Origin of the sequence: Pseudomonas hunanensis, assembly GCF_013393325.1 — a bacterium.
Classification (GTDB): Bacteria; Pseudomonadota; Gammaproteobacteria; order Pseudomonadales; family Pseudomonadaceae; genus Aquipseudomonas; species Aquipseudomonas putida_P.
In genome coordinates, this window is the sequence record NZ_QJRC01000065.1 from 72,356 (window position 1) to 90,746 (window position 18,391).

14 protein-coding genes are annotated in these 18,391 nt (G+C 60.2%); 9 read left to right on the forward strand and 5 right to left on the reverse strand.

The features are described 5' to 3' along the window. Nucleotides 1-115: 115 nt before the first annotated feature. Nucleotides 116-718: a peroxiredoxin gene (locus tag DM807_RS02380; RefSeq protein ID WP_012273884.1), complete on the reverse strand. Its 603-nt coding sequence runs from the start codon at nt 716-718 to the stop codon at nt 116-118. 224 nt (nt 719-942) lie between these two features. Between DM807_RS02380 and DM807_RS02385 the strand changes: the two genes are divergently transcribed. Together DM807_RS02385 and bfr are read left to right on the forward strand one after the other, a co-directional pair. Then, nucleotides 943-1,161 (forward strand): bacterioferritin-associated ferredoxin, encoded by a 219-nt coding sequence (locus tag DM807_RS02385; protein ID WP_012273885.1) that lies wholly within the window; start codon nt 943-945, stop codon nt 1,159-1,161. A 201-nt stretch (nt 1,162-1,362) separates the two neighbouring features. Then, the gene (bfr, locus tag DM807_RS02390; protein ID WP_012273886.1) at nt 1,363-1,836 is read left to right on the forward strand and encodes a bacterioferritin; all 474 of its coding nucleotides are present in this window, start codon (nt 1,363-1,365) and stop codon (nt 1,834-1,836) included. Nucleotides 1,837-1,893: 57 nt separating this feature from the next. On the opposite strand, the gene grxD is transcribed toward bfr, so the two are convergent. Next, complete coding sequence (gene grxD, locus DM807_RS02395) at nt 1,894-2,229, reverse strand: Grx4 family monothiol glutaredoxin (RefSeq protein WP_012273887.1); 336 nt, start codon at nt 2,227-2,229, stop codon at nt 1,894-1,896. A 91-nt stretch (nt 2,230-2,320) separates the two neighbouring features. Further along, nucleotides 2,321-4,429, reverse strand: coding sequence for a molybdopterin-dependent oxidoreductase (locus tag DM807_RS02400; RefSeq protein WP_179027019.1), 2,109 nt, complete (start codon nt 4,427-4,429; stop codon nt 2,321-2,323). Nucleotides 4,430-4,805: 376 nt separating this feature from the next. Here DM807_RS02400 and argF point away from each other — a divergent pair, with 376 nt between their 5' ends. Continuing rightward, nucleotides 4,806-5,726 (forward strand): ornithine carbamoyltransferase, encoded by a 921-nt coding sequence (argF, locus tag DM807_RS02405; protein WP_012273889.1) that lies wholly within the window; start codon nt 4,806-4,808, stop codon nt 5,724-5,726. Further along, on the forward strand, nt 5,723-6,832 hold the full coding sequence (locus tag DM807_RS02410; RefSeq protein ID WP_179027020.1) for an ABC transporter ATP-binding protein: 1,110 nt from the start codon (nt 5,723-5,725) through the stop codon (nt 6,830-6,832). The genes argF and DM807_RS02410 overlap by 4 nt, the downstream gene beginning before the upstream one ends. A gap of 36 nt (nt 6,833-6,868) precedes the next feature. Here the strand turns inward: DM807_RS02410 and ybaK are convergent, their stop codons facing one another. After that, the gene (gene ybaK, locus DM807_RS02415; protein WP_012273891.1) at nt 6,869-7,339 is read right to left on the reverse strand and encodes a Cys-tRNA(Pro) deacylase; all 471 of its coding nucleotides are present in this window, start codon (nt 7,337-7,339) and stop codon (nt 6,869-6,871) included. A 302-nt stretch (nt 7,340-7,641) separates the two neighbouring features. Between ybaK and DM807_RS02420 the strand changes: the two genes are divergently transcribed. The 4 genes from DM807_RS02420 to glpD all read left to right on the forward strand — a co-directional run bounded on the left by DM807_RS02420 (nt 7,642) and on the right by glpD (nt 12,600). Continuing rightward, nucleotides 7,642-8,493: an MIP/aquaporin family protein gene (locus DM807_RS02420; RefSeq protein WP_012273892.1), complete on the forward strand. Its 852-nt coding sequence runs from the start codon at nt 7,642-7,644 to the stop codon at nt 8,491-8,493. A gap of 50 nt (nt 8,494-8,543) precedes the next feature. Next, nucleotides 8,544-10,043 carry a glycerol kinase GlpK gene (gene glpK / locus DM807_RS02425; RefSeq protein WP_012273893.1) on the forward strand — a complete coding sequence of 500 codons (1,500 nt, stop codon included), beginning with the start codon at nt 8,544-8,546 and terminating at the stop codon, nt 10,041-10,043. A gap of 101 nt (nt 10,044-10,144) precedes the next feature. Further along, complete coding sequence (gene glpR, locus DM807_RS02430) at nt 10,145-10,900, forward strand: DNA-binding transcriptional repressor GlpR (RefSeq protein WP_012273894.1); 756 nt, start codon at nt 10,145-10,147, stop codon at nt 10,898-10,900. A 173-nt stretch (nt 10,901-11,073) separates the two neighbouring features. Further along, on the forward strand, nt 11,074-12,600 hold the full coding sequence (gene glpD / locus DM807_RS02435; RefSeq protein ID WP_179027021.1) for a glycerol-3-phosphate dehydrogenase: 1,527 nt from the start codon (nt 11,074-11,076) through the stop codon (nt 12,598-12,600). A gap of 57 nt (nt 12,601-12,657) precedes the next feature. On the opposite strand, the gene DM807_RS02440 is transcribed toward glpD, so the two are convergent. Then, on the reverse strand, nt 12,658-17,037 hold the full coding sequence (locus DM807_RS02440) for an NEL-type E3 ubiquitin ligase domain-containing protein (protein ID WP_179027022.1): 4,380 nt from the start codon (nt 17,035-17,037) through the stop codon (nt 12,658-12,660). A 338-nt stretch (nt 17,038-17,375) separates the two neighbouring features. Between DM807_RS02440 and DM807_RS02445 the strand changes: the two genes are divergently transcribed. Continuing rightward, complete coding sequence (locus DM807_RS02445; RefSeq protein ID WP_012273897.1) at nt 17,376-18,293, forward strand: glutamate/aspartate ABC transporter substrate-binding protein; 918 nt, start codon at nt 17,376-17,378, stop codon at nt 18,291-18,293. The last annotated feature ends 98 nt before the right edge of the window (nt 18,294-18,391 follow it).

The window sequence follows — 18,391 nt, forward strand, 5'->3', positions numbered from 1 at the left end:
AGGGGAATGCACACTCCTGTAGGAGCGGCAAAGAGCCAGGACAGGCACTGGAAGCCTTGAAGTCCAGGCATAAAAAAACCGGCCACGAAGGCCGGTTTTTTTATGCGAGTGGCAATTACAGCTTGCCAGCGTTCTCGCTCAGGTAGGCAGCAACGCCTTCTGGCGAAGCGTTCATGCCTTTGTCGCCTTTTTTCCAGTTGGCAGGGCAAACTTCGCCGTGCTCTTCGTGGAATTGCAGAGCGTCGACCAGACGCAGCAGCTCGTCCATGTTACGGCCCAGTGGCAGGTCGTTGATGATCTGCGAGCGGACAACACCGTTGGTGTCGATCAGGAAGGCGCCACGGAAGGCCACACCGCCTTCGGACTCAACGTCGTAGGCTTTGCAGATTTCGTGGGTCATGTCGGCAGCCAGGGTGTATTTGACCTGACCGATGCCGCCGTTGTTGACCGGGGTGTTACGCCAGGCGTTGTGAGTGAAGTGCGAGTCGATCGAAACGCCGATCACTTCCACATTGCGCGCCTGGAAGTCTGGGATACGGTTGTCCAGAGCGATCAGCTCGGACGGGCAGACGAAGGTGAAGTCCAGCGGGTAGAAGAACACCAGGCCGTACTTGCCCTTGATGGCCGAGGCCAGGTTGAAGCTGTCGACGATCTCGCCATTGCCCAGCACGGCCGGAACGGTGAAATCGGGGGCTTTCTTACCAACGAGTACGCTCATTGTAATCTCCTGATGAGGGTGAAAAACCGTTTGCCGGGCCAGACGGGCCTGCCCGACATCCAAACAAAGGCCGACCATCATACACGGCTTCTGATGACAGGCCGACTCCATCGACAAAGCAACCGCCGGTCGCTCAAGCACGGCCCTTCCAGAAAGTCCTTTGACAAGCATTCTCATTAACATTAAGCTCCACCCATCGACTCAACCCGCGATGGTCAGCCCTTATGTATGTGTGTCTTTGTGTCGGCGTTACCGACGGACAGATCCGCGATGCGATCTATGAAGGATGCTGCAGTTACAAGGAAGTGCGAGCCGCGACCAATGTCGCCAGCCAGTGTGGCAAATGCGCCTGCCTGGCCAAACAGGTGGTCCGCGAGACCCTGACCGAGCTTCAGGTCAGCCAGGCATCCCTGCCCTACCCTGTAGAATTTACCGCGGCCTGAACGCCCAGAATTTGAAGAACCGGACCCTGTGTCCGGTTTTTTTATGCCCGAAATTCAATAAGTTAGCGTTCCAACGCGGTTCACAAACATTCTTATTCCTATTAATTTTCACTTATTATTCAACAACTTAGGTTTGACACTCCTAAGTATCGGGCTCAAACTTCAGTGTATTGGCACACTTCTACAGGGCAGGAACCCGAAATGAAAGGCGACGTAAGCGTCATCCAGCATCTCAATAAGATCCTCGGAAACGAGCTGGTCGCGATCAACCAGTACTTCCTGCACGCACGCATGTACGAAGATTGGGGCCTGAACAAACTCGGCAAGCACGAGTACAAGGAATCCATCGACGAGATGAAGCACGCTGACAAACTGATCAAGCGTATTCTGTTCCTCGAAGGCATCCCGAACGTTCAGGACCTGGGCAAGCTGATGATCGGCGAGCACACCAAGGAAATGCTCGAGTGCGACCTGAAGCTGGAGAAGAAAGGCCTGGCCGACCTGAAAGCAGCCATCGCTCATTGCGAAACCGCCGGTGACTTCGGCTCGCGTGACATGCTCGAAGACATCCTCGAGTCCGAGGAAGAACACATCGACTGGCTGGAAACCCAGCTGGGGTTGATCGACAAGATCAGTATCGAAAACTACCTGCAGTCGCAGATGGGCGAAGAGTAATTATTCGCCGCATAAAAAAACCCGCGATCAGCGGGTTTTTTTATGCTTGCCGGAAGATCAGGCTTCAGCAGCCTTGGCCTTGGCAGCCGCTTCCTTGATCAGGGTTTGCAGCTCACCCTTTTCGAACATTTCCAGCATGATGTCGCTACCGCCAACCAGCTCGCCGGCTACCCACAGCTGCGGGAACGTCGGCCAGTTAGCGTATTTTGGCAGGTTGGCGCGGATTTCCGGGTTCTGCAGGATGTCGACGTAGGCGAACTTTTCGCCACAACCCATCACAGCCTGCGATGCCTTGGCCGAGAACCCGCACTGCGGGGCATTCGGCGAGCCTTTCATGTAAAGCAGAATGGTGTTGTTGGCAATCTGCTCTTTGATCGTATCGATGATATCCATCTAGCACCTCAGCTGAACTTTCCGACGCGGTCGTCGGCACGGTGACGCATTGTATCGGAAAGCCGAGCAGCGTGCTCGGCCTTGCCGTTGCTTACGCGGCCTCTACTTGCACGGGCACGCCATTGAGGGCAGCGTTGCCGGAAACCTGATCGCGAAAGCGCTCGTCGGTCAGGTCATTGGCACTCACGCCCGGTTGCGCCTGGGCGATCTGCATGTGCACGCCCTGACGGCCATGGCCATAGCCATGGGGCAAGCTGACGACCCCGGGCATCATGTCCTCGCAGGCCTGCACCTCCACTTCAAGTTCACCCGTTCGCGAGCGGATACGCACCCGCTGGCCGTCCTGCAGCTGGCGCTGCTGCAGGTCTTGCGGGTGCATCAACAACTGATGGCGTGGCTTGCCCTTCACCAGGCGATGGAAGTTGTGCATCCACGAGTTGTTGCTGCGCACATGGCGACGCCCGATCAGCAGCAGTTCGCCCGGCACAGGTGGCGTCATTTGCGCCAGGCGGAGCAAGTCATCCAGCAACACCTGGGGCGCCGCTTCGACAGTTTTGCTGGCAGTCGCCAGGCGTACAGCAAGGTTGCTGCGCAACGGCCCAAGGTCAAGCCCATGCGGATGGTTGCCCAGTGTTTCCAGAGAGAGCTGCCAAGGCGTTGCTTCACCATAGCGCCCTTTGCGTAGGGCCAGATCGATCATCTGCGCAGGCGCCCAGGTGGGTTTCAACTCCAGTTCGGCACGCTTGGCAAACGCCTGCGCCAGGCCGACGAAGATCTCCCAATCATGCAGCGCCCCCTCCGGCTTGGGTAGGATCGCCCGGTTGAAGCGGGTGACGTTGCGCACGGCCAGCAGGTTGAAGGTGCTGTCGTAATGGTCGTTTTCCAGCGCCGAGGTGGAGGGCAGGATCAGATCGGCATGGCGGGTGGTCTCATTGATGTAGAGATCGATGCTGAGCATGAACTCCAGGCCATCCAGTGCCGCATCCAGCTGGCGGCCGTTAGGCGTCGACAACACGGGGTTACCGGCAACTGTCACTAATGCGCGCACCTGCCCTTCGCCAGGCGTGCGTATTTCCTCGGCCAAGGCTGCCACGGGCAATTCACCGCCGTACTCGGGCAAGCCCGACACACGGCTCTGCCAGGCATTGAAATGACCACCCGAGGTGGTCGCCACCAGGTCGACGGCAGGCTCCGTACACAACGCGCCGCCTGTGCGGTCGAGGTTGCCGGTCACCAGGTTGATCAGTTGCACCAGCCAGTGGCAGAGCGTGCCGAAGGCTTGGGTCGAGACGCCCATGCGGCCGTAGCACACTGCCCGCCCGGCAGCGGCGAGGTCGCCTGCCAGCTGGCGTATGTCGGCTGCGGCAATACCACAGTGGGCGCTCACGGCCTCGGCACTGAACGGCGCAATGGCCTCGCGCACCTGCTGCAGGCCGCTGACCGGTAAGTGCGAGCCCCGCGCCAGGCCTTCTTCGAACAGGGTGTTCAGCAAGCCGCACAACAGGGCTGCATCGCCACCGGGGCGAATGAACAGATGAGTGTCAGCCATTGCCGCCGTTTCGCTACGCCGTGGGTCAATCACCACCAGCCGCCCACCACGCGCCCGCAGGGCCTTCAGACGCTTTTCCACGTCCGGCACGGTCATGATGCTGCCATTGGAGGCCAGCGGGTTGCCGCCAAGAATCAGCATGAAGTCGGTATGGTCGATGTCCGGGATCGGCAGCAGCAGACCATGGCCATACATCAGGTGGCTGACCAGGTGTTGCGGCAACTGGTCCACTGACGTGGCTGAGAAACGGTTGCGGGTCTTGAGAAGGCCCAAGAAGTAGTTGCTGTGGGTCATCAAGCCGTAGTTGTGCACGCTCGGGTTGCCCTGGTAGACCGCCACGGCATTGCGCCCATGGGCTTGCTGAACCGCCCACAATTTCTCGGCAGCCAGTGCGAACGCTTCGTCCCAGCCAATCGGCTGCCAATGCTCGCCTACTCGCTTGTGTGGCTGGCGCAGGCGATCCGGATCATTCTGAATGTCCTGCAACGCCACAGCCTTGGGGCAGACATGGCCACGGCTGAACGGGTCCAGCGGGTCGCCCTTGATGGAGCTGATCAACGCCCGCCCATCGTCTTCGTGACTGACTTCGATGTTCAATCCGCAGATCGCTTCGCACAGGTGACAGGCACGGTGATGCAGGGTCTTGGTCATGGCCGCCTCTGCCTTGTTGTTGTCCAGCAGTGACTATGCGCTCACCCCCAGCCCACAGCCAGTGCGCTTCGCCGCGTGAATCCACCGACATCAGGCGCACGATTTGCGACAGCCATTTGCCAAATTGCCAGCAAGCCGTGTACAACCTTGGTGTAGCAAATAAAAAACAGCACGGGCCAACGGGTAAAGACACCCTTTGCAACACCCTTTGCAATCAGGCCACTGTTTCCCCCCTTGGCTTCAGGCGACATTTACTTATAGTATTGCGCCTTTCCCTATTTCGTCCGCCCCGTGCGGCTTACGCCGCAGGTCACTCCCGTTGTCAAAAAAAACCATACGGTCGACCTGCATACCGTTGCAGATAAGGTAGTCAATCATGAGCGCTAGGCACTTTCTCTCCCTGCTGGACTTCACCACCGACGAATTGCTCGGGGTGATCCGCCGCGGCATCGAGCTGAAGGACTTGCGCAAACGAGGCGTGTTGTTCGAGCCGCTGAAGAACCGCGTACTGGGCATGATCTTCGAGAAGTCCTCCACCCGCACCCGCGTGTCGTTCGAAGCCGGAATGATCCAGCTTGGCGGTCAGGCCATCTTCCTGTCCCCGCGCGACACCCAGCTGGGCCGTGGCGAGCCGATCGGCGACAGTGCCATCGTGCTGTCGAGCATGCTTGACGTGGTGATGATCCGTACCCACGCCCACAGCACGCTGACCGAGTTCGCTGCCAAATCGCGCGTGCCGGTGATCAATGGCCTGTCCGACGAGTCGCACCCGTGCCAGTTGCTGGCCGACATGCAGACCTTCCTCGAGCACCGCGGCTCGATCCAGGGCAAGACCGTGACCTGGATCGGCGATGGCTTCAACATGTGCAACTCCTATATCGAAGCCGCCAGGCAGTTCGATTTCCAGCTGCGCATCGCCTGCCCCGAAGGCTACGAGCCGGATCAACGCTTCATGGCGCTGGGCGGTGACCGCGTGCAGATCATCCGTGATGTCAAGCAAGCCGTGCGCGATGCACACCTTGTGGTCACCGATGTCTGGACTTCCATGGGTCAGGAGGAGGAAACTGCACGGCGCCTGGCGCATTTCGCGCCTTACCAGGTCACTCGCGAACTGCTCGACCTGGCGGCACCCGATGTCCTCTTCATGCACTGCCTACCCGCCCACCGTGGCGAGGAAATCAGCCAGGACCTGCTCGACGACCCACGGTCGGTCGCCTGGGACGAGGCTGAAAACCGCCTGCATGCACAGAAGGCGCTTCTCGAATTCCTTGTAGAACCGGCTTACCACCACGCATGAGTCAACCCCTACTGCTCAACCTGCGCAACCTCGCCTGCGGTTATGGCGATCAGCGCATCGTCCAGAATCTCAACCTGCACCTGAACGCAGGCGACATTGGTTGCCTGCTCGGTTCGTCCGGTTGCGGGAAAACCACCACGCTGCGCGCGATTGCCGGTTTCGAACCGGTGCACGACGGCGAGATCCAGCTGGCCGGCGAAGTCATATCCCGTGCAGGCTTCACCCTGGCCCCGGAAAAGCGTCGCATCGGCATGGTGTTTCAGGACTATGCGCTGTTCCCGCACCTGACCGTGGCGCAGAACATTGCCTTCGGCATCGCCAAGCACCCACGCCAAGCCGCCGTCATCGAAGAGATGCTGGAACTGGTCAAGCTGGGCGGCCTGGGCGGGCGTTACCCGCATGAGCTGTCTGGTGGCCAGCAGCAGCGGGTCGCCCTGGCCCGTGCGCTGGCGCCTGAACCCCAGTTGTTGTTGCTGGACGAGCCGTTCTCCAACCTCGACGTGGAATTGCGCCGGCGCCTGAGCCATGAGGTTCGCGACATTCTCAAAAGCCGCGGTACCAGCGCCATCCTGGTTACCCATGACCAGGAAGAAGCCTTTGCCGTCAGCGACCAGGTTGGCGTGTTCAAGGAGGGCCGCCTGGAACAGTGGGACACGCCCTACAACCTTTACCACGAACCGCAAACGCCGTTCGTGGCCAGCTTCATTGGGCAGGGGTACTTCATCCGTGGGCAGATGAGCAGCCATGAGGCCGTCAATACCGAGCTGGGTGAACTGCGCGGCAACCGTGCCTACATCATGGCACCAGGCAGCTCGGTGGATGTGCTGCTGCGGCCCGACGATATCGTGCATGCACCCGGCAGTTCACTGCAGGCGAACATCGTCGGCAAGAGCTTCCTGGGGGCATCGACCCTGTACCGCCTGCAACTGCCTACCGGCAGCCAGCTGGAGGCTATCTTCCCTAGCCATAACGACCATCAGGTCGGCGAAAATGTGGGGATTGCGGTGAAGGCCGATCACCTGGTGCTGTTCCCGGTGCCGGGCAGTGTGGCGGCGCAATTGCCGCGGCAAGAGAATGGCGTTCGTCGGTACAGTTCGGCGACCTGATTCGAAATCTCGGGGCCGCCTTGCGGCCCAGAAATCTCAGCCCCGACCGATGCCGGCAAATTTGCCCTGGGTATGCTCGGCCAGCACCGCCGCCGCCAACTCCACTTCCAACCCACGCCGTCCAGCACTGACATGGATGGTTGCGAAGTTCTGCGCTGATTCGTCAATGAACGTACGCAGCCGTTTCTTCTGCCCCAGCGGGCTGATACCGCCTACCAGGTAACCCGTGGCCCGTTGCGCCGCCGCAGGGTCCGCCATCTCGCACTTCTTCACCCCGGCAGCATGGGCCAAGGCCTTGAGGTCCAAGGTACCTACCACAGGCACAACCGCTACCAGCAACTCCCCTTTCTCGCTGCTAGCCAGCAAGGTCTTGAACACCTGTTGCGGGTCGAGCCCGAGCTTTTCCGCCGCCTCCAGGCCATACGACGCCGACTTGGGGTCATGTTCATAACTGTGCACACGGTGCTCGGCGCGGTGCTTCTTCAACAGGTCTAGGGCGGGGGTCATGCAAGGGCTCCGGTCTGGGACGGCTCGGCGGCTACTTTAGGACAAATCCCACATCCCAGCCAGCGCACCACAATCGCGCGCCTCTACTACGGGGATTCGAAGCGGATTTTAGCGACCATATCGTGACTGGTCGTTCACTTTCGACCTTTGACATCAGCGTTTCTTGTCTATATTTTTTCGTTTCTGAATAAACACTGCACTTTTAAGGTGCATTCCTACATCTGCCCGGGGTCAATGGGGATAGACACCGGGTTTTGCTGTCGAGCGCCACGCGCCTCACAACAAAAAAAACGAGGTCATACATGACGACTGCTCTACGCCAACCCACGTTGTCCAGCCAATGCCTGGCCGAGTTCCTGGGCACTGCCCTGCTCATCTTCTTTGGCACCGGCTGCGTCGCCGCGCTCAAGGTCGCGGGCGCCAGCTTCGGGCTGTGGGAAATCAGCATCATCTGGGGCGTAGGCGTGAGCATGGCCATCTACTTCAGTGCCGGTATTTCAGGTGCGCACCTGAACCCGGCGGTGAGCATCGCCCTCACCCTGTTCGCCGGGTTCGACAAGCGCAAGCTGCCCTTCTACATGCTGGCTCAGGTGTGCGGCGCCTTCTGTGGCGCGGCGCTGGTATACACGCTGTACAGCAACCTGTTCTTCGATTTCGAACAAGCCCACGCCATGCTGCGCGGCAGTGAAGCCAGCTTGGAGCTGGCCTCGGTGTTTTCCACCTACCCGCACCCGTCCCTGTCCACCGGCCAGGCATTTGCGGTCGAAGTGGTGATCACGGCCATTTTGATGGCCGTGATCATGGCCCTGACCGACGACAACAACGGCCTGCCGCGCGGAGCCATGGCGCCGCTGCTGATCGGCCTGTTGATTGCGGTGATCGGGAGCGCCATGGGCCCATTGACCGGCTTCGCGATGAACCCGGCCCGCGATTTCGGGCCAAAACTCATGACCTTCCTGGCCGGTTGGGGCGAAATCGCCTTCACTGGCGGACGGGACATTCCGTATTTCCTGGTTCCGGTGTTCGCACCGATCCTTGGCGCCTGCCTGGGTGCCGCGACGTATCGCGGCCTGATTGCCCGCAACTTGCCAATGTCGCCTGCCGCGAACCCTGAGACAAATGACAATCGCCAGGGCGATACTCAAGTCAATTGATGCCGGCATCACGCCCAGCCCTGAACCCTTTTTTTGCAAGGCCTACGACCATGACAGACACCCAGGACAAGCACTACATCATCGCCCTGGACCAGGGCACCACCAGTTCGCGGGCGATTATCTTCGACCGTGATGCCAACGTGGTGGGCACCTCCCAGCGCGAGTTCGCCCAGCACTACCCGCAGGCGGGCTGGGTCGAGCACGACCCGATGGAGATCTTCGCCACACAGAGCGCGACCATGGTCGAGGCCTTGGCCCAGGCTGGTATCAGCCACGCCCAGGTCGCCGCGCTGGGCATTACCAACCAGCGCGAAACCACCGTGGTATGGGACAAGGAAACCGGGCGCCCGGTGTACAACGCTATTGTCTGGCAGTGCCGCCGCAGCACCGAGATCTGTGCCCAGCTCAAGCGTGACGGCCATGAAGCGTACATTCGTGAAACCACCGGCCTGGTCACCGACCCGTACTTCTCCGGTACCAAGCTGAAGTGGATCCTCGACAATGTCGAAGGCGCCCGTGAACGCGCCGAGCGTGGCGAACTGTTGTTCGGCACCATCGACACCTGGCTGATCTGGAAGTTTTCGGGTGGCAAGGTGCACGTCACCGACTACACCAACGCCTCGCGCACGCTGATGTTCAACATCCACAGCCTGCAGTGGGACGACAAACTGCTGGAAATCCTGGGCATCCCGCGGCAGATGCTGCCCGAGGTGCGCCCGTCCTCGGAAGTGTACGGCCACACCAAGAGCGGCATCGCCATCGCCGGTATCGCCGGAGACCAGCAGTCGGCACTGTTCGGCCAGATGTGCGTGGAGCCAGGCCAGGCCAAGAATACCTACGGCACCGGCTGCTTCCTGCTGATGAACACCGGCGACCAGGCGGTGAAGTCGTCCCATGGCCTGCTCACCACCATTGCCTGCGGCCCACGCGGTGAAGTGGCCTATGCGCTGGAAGGCGCGGTATTCAACGGTGGTTCCACCGTGCAATGGCTGCGTGACGAACTGAAGATCGTCAACGACGCCTTGGATACCGAGTACTTCGCCAGCAAGGTCAAGGACAGCAACGGCGTCTACCTGGTGCCAGCCTTCACCGGCCTGGGTGCCCCGTACTGGGACCCGTATGCCCGTGGTGCACTGTTCGGCCTGACTCGCGGCGTGAAGGTGGACCACATCATCCGCGCCGCGCTGGAATCGATCGCCTACCAGACCCGCGACGTGCTCGACGCCATGCAGCAGGACTGCGGCCAGCACCTGTCCGAGCTGCGCGTGGACGGCGGTGCGGTGGCCAACAACTTCCTCATGCAGTTCCAGGCAGACATCCTCGGCACCTGCGTGGAACGGCCACAGATGCGCGAAACCACGGCGCTGGGCGCCGCCTACCTGGCGGGCCTGGCCTGTGGCTTCTGGAGCGGCCTGGACGAGCTGCGCGACAAGGCGATCATCGAGCGCGAGTTCAGCCCGCAGCTGGACGAAACGCAGAAAGAGAAGCTGTATGCCGGCTGGAAGAAGGCGGTCGAGCGAACCCGTGACTGGGAAGACCACGAGGCATAACGCTTGTTGGGGCCGCCACGCGGCCCCAATCGTCTACTGGCCGTCATCCCCTTCCTACGGCATTATTGCAGAATTTGTCCGGCTGCCCCAAAGGACCGCCCATGAATCTGCCCCCTCGCCAACAACAAATCCTCGAACTGGTGCGCGATCGCGGTTACGTCAGTATCGAAGAAATGGCGCAGCTGTTCGTCGTGACACCGCAAACCATTCGCCGTGATATCAACCAGCTGGCCGAGCTCAATCTGCTACGTCGCTACCACGGTGGCGCGGCCTACGACTCGAGCATCGAGAACACTGCCTACGCCATGCGTGCCGACCAGATGCGCGACGAAAAGCAGCGCATAGCCGATGCCGTGGCTCGGCAGATTCCCGACCACGCCTCGCTGTTCATCAACATCGGTACCACCACCGAATCGATTGCCCGGGCACTGCTCAACCACAACCACCTGAAAGTCATCACCAACAACCTGCATGTGGCTGCAATTCTGGCCGCCAAGGACGATTTCGAAGTGCTGGTGGCGGGTGGCACGGTGCGCCGTGATGGTGGCGTGGTTGGCCAGGCCAGCGTCGACTTCATCAACCAGTTCAAGGTCGACTTCGCCCTGGTGGGCATCAGTGGCATCGACGAAGATGGCAGCCTACTCGATTTCGACTATCAGGAAGTGCGGGTATCCCAGGCGATCATCGCCAATGCCAGGCAAGTGATCCTTGCCGCCGACTCCAGCAAGTTCGGGCGCAACGCCATGGTGCGCCTGGGTTCGATCAGCCTGGTCGATTGCCTGGTGACCGACCAGGCGCCAACCCCCGCCCTCACTCAGTTGCTCAACCAGTACAAGATCCGCCTCGAAGTGGTTTGAGCCGAAGCGGGCTGCCAAGCGGCCCGCAATTTTCGTAAATGTTCACTTTATTGTCATCTGATCAGTTTTTTCTATAGAGACTGACTGGCGACGGGCTTTCTGTTGCGTTAGTATTTTCGTAAACGAACATAAATGTTCATATTCGATGTGAACAGCCTCAGGAGGCCTTGCCCGTGTCCCAGCCCGTTTCGTCCCAGCCCCCACTCGCCGACTGCTATGACCTCGCTGTGATCGGTGGTGGTATCAATGGCGTGGGCATCGCTGCCGACGCCGCTGGGCGCGGCCTCAAGGTGTTCCTCTGCGAAAAGGACGACCTGGCCCAGCACACCTCGTCGGCCAGCAGCAAGTTGATCCACGGTGGCCTGCGCTACCTGGAACACTACGAGTTTCGCCTGGTGCGCGAAGCACTGGCCGAGCGTGAAGTACTGCTGGCCAAGGCACCGCACATCGTCAAGCCGATGCGCTTCGTGTTGCCACATCGCCCGCACCTGCGCCCTGCGTGGATGATTCGTGCTGGCCTGTTCCTGTATGACCACCTGGGCAAGCGCAAGCGCCTGGGCGCTTCGCGCAGCCTGCGCTTTGGCCCGGGATACCCGCTCAAGCCAGCGATCAGCCGCGGTTTCGAATACGCCGACTGTGCCGTGGATGACGCCCGCCTGGTGGTGCTCAATGCCATGGCCGCCCGTGAGCACGGTGCGCACATCCACACGCGCACCCGCTGCCTGCGCGCCGAGCGCGTCGATGGCCTGTGGCAGGTTGAACTGCAGCACGCCGACGGCAGCCTGCAGACCCTTCGCGCCCGCGCCCTGGTCAACGCCGCCGGCCCATGGGTCGCCAGCTTCATCAAGGACGACCTCAAGCTCGATGCGCCTTATGGCATTCGCCTGATCCAGGGCAGCCACATCATCGTTCCGCGCCTGTACGAGGGCGAACATGCCTACATCCTGCAGAACGAAGACCAGCGCATTGTTTTTTGCATCCCCTATCTGGAACGTTTCACCCTGATCGGCACCACCGACCGCGAATACAGTGGCGACCCTGCTCAAGTGAAAATCACCGAGGGAGAAACGGATTACCTGCTCAAGGTGGTGAACCAGCATTTCAACCATCAGATCAACCGTGCCGATATCCTGCACACTTACTCCGGCGTTCGCCCGCTGTGCAACGACGAATCGGACAACCCTTCGGCCGTGACCCGCGACTACACCCTTGCGCTGTCCGCAGGCGATGGCCAGGCACCGTTACTGTCGGTATTCGGTGGCAAGCTCACCACCTATCGCAAGCTGGCAGAATCGGCAATGGGCGAGCTCAAGCCATTCTTCACCGAGATGCGCGGCAGCTGGACGGCTGAAAGCCCGCTACCGGGCGGCGAGAACATGACCGACGCACAGGCGCTGGTCGATGCGTTGCTGGCACGCCATCACTGGTTACCCATGGACATTGCCAAACGTTGGGCTACCACATACGGCAGCCGCGCATGGCAACTGCTGGACGGTGTTCAAGGGCCGGTGGACCTCGGCCAGGCAATCGGCGGTGGCTTGTTCACACGCGAGGTGGATTACCTGCGCAACGAAGAATGGGCGCTGACGGCCGACGATATTCTGTGGCGGCGTACCAAGCTGGGCCTTTTCACCACAGCAGCAGAGCAGCAAACCTTGAAGCAATACCTGAACGATCGCCAGGGCGTCCAGGCTGCCTGATACCACGTAGTCGCAGGGCTTCGCCAAAGGCGCTGCCCTGCGTCAGGCCTCTTTGCGCTACAGAGGCCAACGTGCATAGGCTTCTACAGTCAAACGCTTGATAAGGGCGCTTTCTTGCGTTTCCAGGAGCCGCTTCAACTCATTGCACCGGTCCAGGTACGTCTGCTCATCGAGCGCGCCGGTCTCAACTTGTGATTCGTACGTTTCCAACGTTTGGCGATGAGCATCTACCAAGGCTCTGAATCGCTCAACGTATCTCTCCCGCAGGTAATGCTGCCAGAACTCCTGTTCAGCCAACGATTGCGCCAGTTGCTCGGTGGACTCCAAAGACAGCACTTCAGCCCTGGCGATATTGATGTCTTCCACGGTCACGAAAGCATCCAGCTCATAGTGCATACGCAGCGGTTGCGCTGGCAACTGCAGAAGCCCGGCCAGCCTGACCCGGTACGCCAGGTAGGTTTCGATGTCATCGATTCGCTCCAGGTTTCTCGGATGATTCGCGTTCACCTCCCTGAGCCACACCAGTTTGCGTGCGGCGATCCTGTCCACCTGTTGCAAGCGATACAGCGAACGCCCAAGCCTCATCAAAGCTGCTTCACTCTGCCCCTGGGCGAGGCCCGCCGTCTGTCGATGAACCAGCACACGCGTTTCCATCTGGCTGAACAGCCACAGCAGCCTGTCCTCACAGGTGGCCCGCCCGCCTGCCTGCTCGAACAACAACTCGCGCAACTCGCTGTTCTGCTCGCATGCCTCGATGATGCCCCAGGCCCTCGCCCGGTAGTACGCGGGGTATTTCCGATAATCCGGACCGCGTGCGAAATCACGCAAAAAGTTGAAGAAGTCATTCGAGCCTACCTCGCTGCGCAGGTTGCTCCACAACGCCTCGCGCTCTGTGCGCAACGGGCCAGTCGCGCCGACGAGCCACTCTGCCTGCTCGGCCTGCAGATCCCCATGATGACGGTAGGCAGGGTTGTGTTGAACCGTGTGCCGCGCAGCACTCGAAGGCCCCGGTTGTTCCTCCAGCAATGCCTCACTGGCTTCATCCAGTGGATTATCGTGCAGCGCCATTTGCTGCAAGCGGGCGCGCAGGCCCACAAGGTCGCGATTGACTTGCCGAATACGGTTGTCACGCAAGTCGGCGATACCGCGCCAAGGCAACTGCTCAATGCCTGCGGGCAACTGTTCAATATTTGCCGCTCGCAACCCCAACTGGCGCACGTTCAATAACCGCCTTACCTGCGGAGCATTGCCCAACGGGTTGTAATTGAGCTCTATCCTTTCCAGATTGAGCAACGCATTAAGGCGTCGGCTGTCCGCCGGGGTCATCACGATCTGGTTGTTATCCAGACGCAACAGGCGAAGTTCGGTCAAATGCTCTATACCCGGTGGTACCGATACCAGTCGGTTATTGCGCAGATCAAGCTGCCTCAACTGCGGGAAGCGCCGTAAAAAGTCAGCGTCGATGCTCTCTAGATCCATGTTACGCAACGCCAAGCGAGTAACATGCCCGAAGCTGATACCCGCAGGCAGCTCAGGCAGGCTACCCACGCGTTCGCCGTTGATTTCCAGCGCATAACTGCCATCCCCCCGGCGTCTAAGCTTGCGGCGCCAGCAACGCCGGATCGCGTTGCTCACCCGGCTGCGCCTTAGAAGGTCCAGCATGTTTGCATACCCGGCTCGCCAACCCGCCAGGGCCTCACGCAAGGCACGCCATTGCTGAAACAGCGCTTGGTAGTGTGACCACGGGTCAACCCGCTCGGTAACCAGGCTGAGCATGTACTGCTGCAGTTGCGCGTCGTCGAGCGTTGGAAAGATCTGCGAAATGCCGCGCCTGGCAGCTTGGCCACGGCTTTCTCCCCGGCCACTGAGTGGGTAGCCGAGCCGGCCATCGGCAAACCGCACAGGAGGACGCACACCACCGGAAATAGGCACCTGGCCTATTAGCCTTGATGCGAGGTCGCGGTGCATACGGGCGTGCCCCGCCAGCCGTTCGACCAGTTGCTGTTCGTTCAGCAGTGGATCGCCGAGGACGACTTTCTGCTCGTCACTCATGCACAACAGAAGCGCGTGCATCAGGCTGTCGGTAGGTGCGGCTACGGGGCGAGGATCAACCGTCAGGTCATGGATGCGATAGGCCTGCTCTTCTCGCACGATGCACATCACCTCTGTTGCCGACTCTGCACCTGCTTGTCCCAGCAAAGTGCCCTGTGCCGAGCCCACGCGAAGCTCGACGCGCAACGCTTCTGGCCAGGGCGCGAGCTCATGGACCAAACCGATGGCCAGCTTTTCAGTATCACCATTGACCGCCTGTCGTTGACGAAAACCGGCGCAGGCGCGATCCAACCGGCTGTCATGCAGGAACCAGCGGATACGCTCAGCCATGGCCAATGGAACTCGCCCGGTAGAACGCAATCGTTCGAGCACTTGATTGTCGACCTGCTTGCGTATCTCTTTCGCGCCGCGAACGGTAAGCCCCGGAAATGAACGCCGCATCAATGCGTCTTCCACTTCCTCGGCCTCTTGGGCGGCAGCCACCAGCAACTCCAATGCATCTGCCTGAATGGCTGGATGCAGGGTGTGCAGCCGATGGCGATCGAATGCATCCCGCAACCGTGCAGGCGCTGGCGCGTGCTCAACATGCAGTTGACGAAGCTGTGCCTCGTCAAAGCCCGTGCAATCCAGCACGGCGGTCGCCTGTTCCGCTGTCATGTCAAAAAAGTCCGCGGCCAGCCGACGTAGAAGTTGCAGCTCTCCCGTCCATTCCTGAGGCCGCTCCAGCGCATGGCGCCAGCCGCCGCTGCCGTTGCGTTCGAGTAACGGTCGATATGCCTGCTCGCGCTTCGGGTGACGGATTACCAAGTCCTTGCCATCCTGCGAGCGCGCCATCTGATAAGTGCCTTCGTGAAACTGCACTTGAGAACGCCCCAGGTGCCCCTCACTTTGCGCCATGGACAAGCCGGGAGGTTGCTCCACCCGGTATGCCGCCATGTCAGAGGAGCAGAGTTTCAATTGCCCGCCATCGAGCATCACTGGGACCAACGCTCGCACCTGCGCCGCCGCGACGCCCACCGCCGCACCCACCGCCAGGTTTTCCGCGACCGCAAACACATGCCCCAAGGCAGCCTCACGGTCTCCGAGCTGCCAATCCTGATAGCCTTCGTAGACCTCGTCGGCAATCTGAAGCGCAGCAATCCCCAACATCACCTCGCCCAGTACGGGTACGAACAATCCGGCCAGGCCTAGCAGAGTCAAGCCGGCATTTTCATAGCCGGCGAGCCGCCGGCGGCGAGCGGCGGCATCTTCGTCTCCGGTAGGCACCGCCAACACCCTGGCATCGTCGAAAATCTTGTCAATGCGCTGGGCCCGCAGATGAGCGAACAGCGGTTTGTCCAAAGGAAAATGACGACCGTCGAGTGCCAGTGCGGCTCCTTTCGCGGTCTGGGCCTGAAGGCGTTCAAGCACGGCGCTGAAAGCCATACGCTCGCGCTCGCCAATGAACCGCATGAAAAACTTGGCAAACCGTGTTTCGCGCAAGCGCAGCCCTAAATCCTGGTAGAGCGCGGCCCAGGAAGCATGCTGACGAACGGGTCGAGCAGCGTCGCCCGGTATCCAGACGATCAGCCCCGAAGGGGCGCCACCGCCATGTTCACGGCACTCGACCACCACCACACCCTGGATGCATTTGCCAAGCAAGAACAGTTGCCTGCAGGTAAGCACTGTGGTGTCGGCTGGTACGATCGGCGTGGGCGCGACAACCCTCAGCATCTGCAGGTAGCTGCGCTCATCGATGTCTGCTTTCAAAAAAGCGATGCGCACCGCCGCATCCAATGCCGTGCGCTGCGCCTCTTCAAACACAACCTCGACAGCACGCCGAGCATGGCCCGGCGTGCCGCCCGCCTCGTCAGCGGGTAACAGATGCTCTCGCAACAACCCTTGGTAGTGGCCGCCCAGGTCCAACTTACGGCAGAGCTTGGCGAACGACACGAACGAAATGGGCATCACGGCGCCTGACGCCGACTCCACCTGCCGGCGGACAACCGGCCTGGCCACGATTTCATCCTCAGCGAAATTGTGCATCGCTGCAGCCAGCAACGGCACCGCGTTCGTGCGCACCGTCCGTACCGAAGGTGGCATAGGGAAACTGCTCGGATAGAACCTGCGCTCCACAGTGCACAGCTGCGTCGAGCGCACATCGATATGGCGGTTGTGCTCCTTGTGCAAGGCCACTTCGAGGCGCGGAGCGGCAAATTTGGCCAAGCAAGGAATAGCGCTCAACAACCGATCCAACTGGTCGACACTTTGCTGCTGGCGGCTCAAAGCAAGGTTGAGCTCCTTCAGCGCATCGGCTGGCGCCTGCTTGAACCAATCGGGCAACTGCCTGGCGATCAGTGCCTCTACCGAGTCGGGTGGCAGGTCGTGCCTGGGGAAATCGCTCATGGACTGCCTCTCTATTTTGAGAAGCAGACAAGAAAGCTGAAAGAAGCCGTCATCCGGTGTTAATTAAATAGTACGCAGCTTGCGCCCCGTCGATTCGTTCGGATTACCGAACGACTGCATACCCATTCATTCGGGGATTCGGACGCAAATTCTGTTACATGACCACCGCTAAACTATTGATTGCCAGGTTCTGCGGGACGTTATGATCGAAATCAGGGCTTGGCACGACTCATGCTCTACACTTGGTAGCCGAGTGCAAACGCTTCTTTCTGTATTCGTTGAACGAAAGAGTCCGCCAACGGCTCCATAAAAAAAACAAACACGTCGAGGAAAATTTGATGCGTATCGTTCGTCAATTGCTGGGCGCCGCCATTGCGGCCGCTGTGATCGCTTCGCCGGCCATGGCCGAGGAGCTAACCGGCACCCTGAAGAAGATCAAGGATTCGGGCACCATCACCCTGGGCCACCGCGACTCCTCCATCCCGTTTTCCTACCTGGCCGGCAAGCCCGAGCCCGTGGGTTATTCGCATGACATCCAACTGGCTGTCGTCGATGCCCTGAAGAAGCAACTGGGGACCGACATCAAGGTCAAGTACAACCTGGTCACCTCCCAGACCCGCATCCCACTGGTGCAGAATGGCACCGTCGACCTCGAGTGCGGCTCCACCACCAACAACGTCGAGCGCCAGCAGCAAGTCGGCTTCTCGGTCGGTATCTTCGAAGTCGGTACCCGCCTGTTGACCAAGGTCAAGGACGGTCAGCCTGCATACAAAGACTTCCCGGACTTGGCTGGCAAAAACGTGGTGACCACCGCCGGCACCACCTCCGAACGCATCCTCAAGGCGATGAACGCCGACAAGCAGATGAAGATGAACGTGATTTCCGCCAAGGACCACGGTGAAGCCTTCAACATGCTCGAAAGCGGCCGCGCCGTGGCCTTCATGATGGACGACGCCCTGCTCGCCGGCGAAATGGCCAAGGCGCGCAAACCGTCGGACTGGGTCATTACCGGCACCCCACAGTCGTATGAAATCTACGGCTGCATGGTGCGCAAGGAAGACGCAGCCTTCAAGAAAGCGGTGGATGACGCCATTGTCGGTTACTTCAAGTCGGGCGAAGTCAACAAGAGCTACGAGAAGTGGTTCATGCAGCCGATCCCGCCAAAAGGCCTGAACCTGCAGTTCCAGATGAGCGACGAGCTGAAAAAACTGATCGCCGAGCCAACCGACAAGGCCGCGGACGAGAAGAAGTCCTGATCCTCAGCAATTAGTGGCCTGGTGCTCAAGCGCACGAATCAATCCTGCAGGCCACTCATTAGTGTCTAACCTTTCATCCGAGGGCGCGTGCCGCCCTT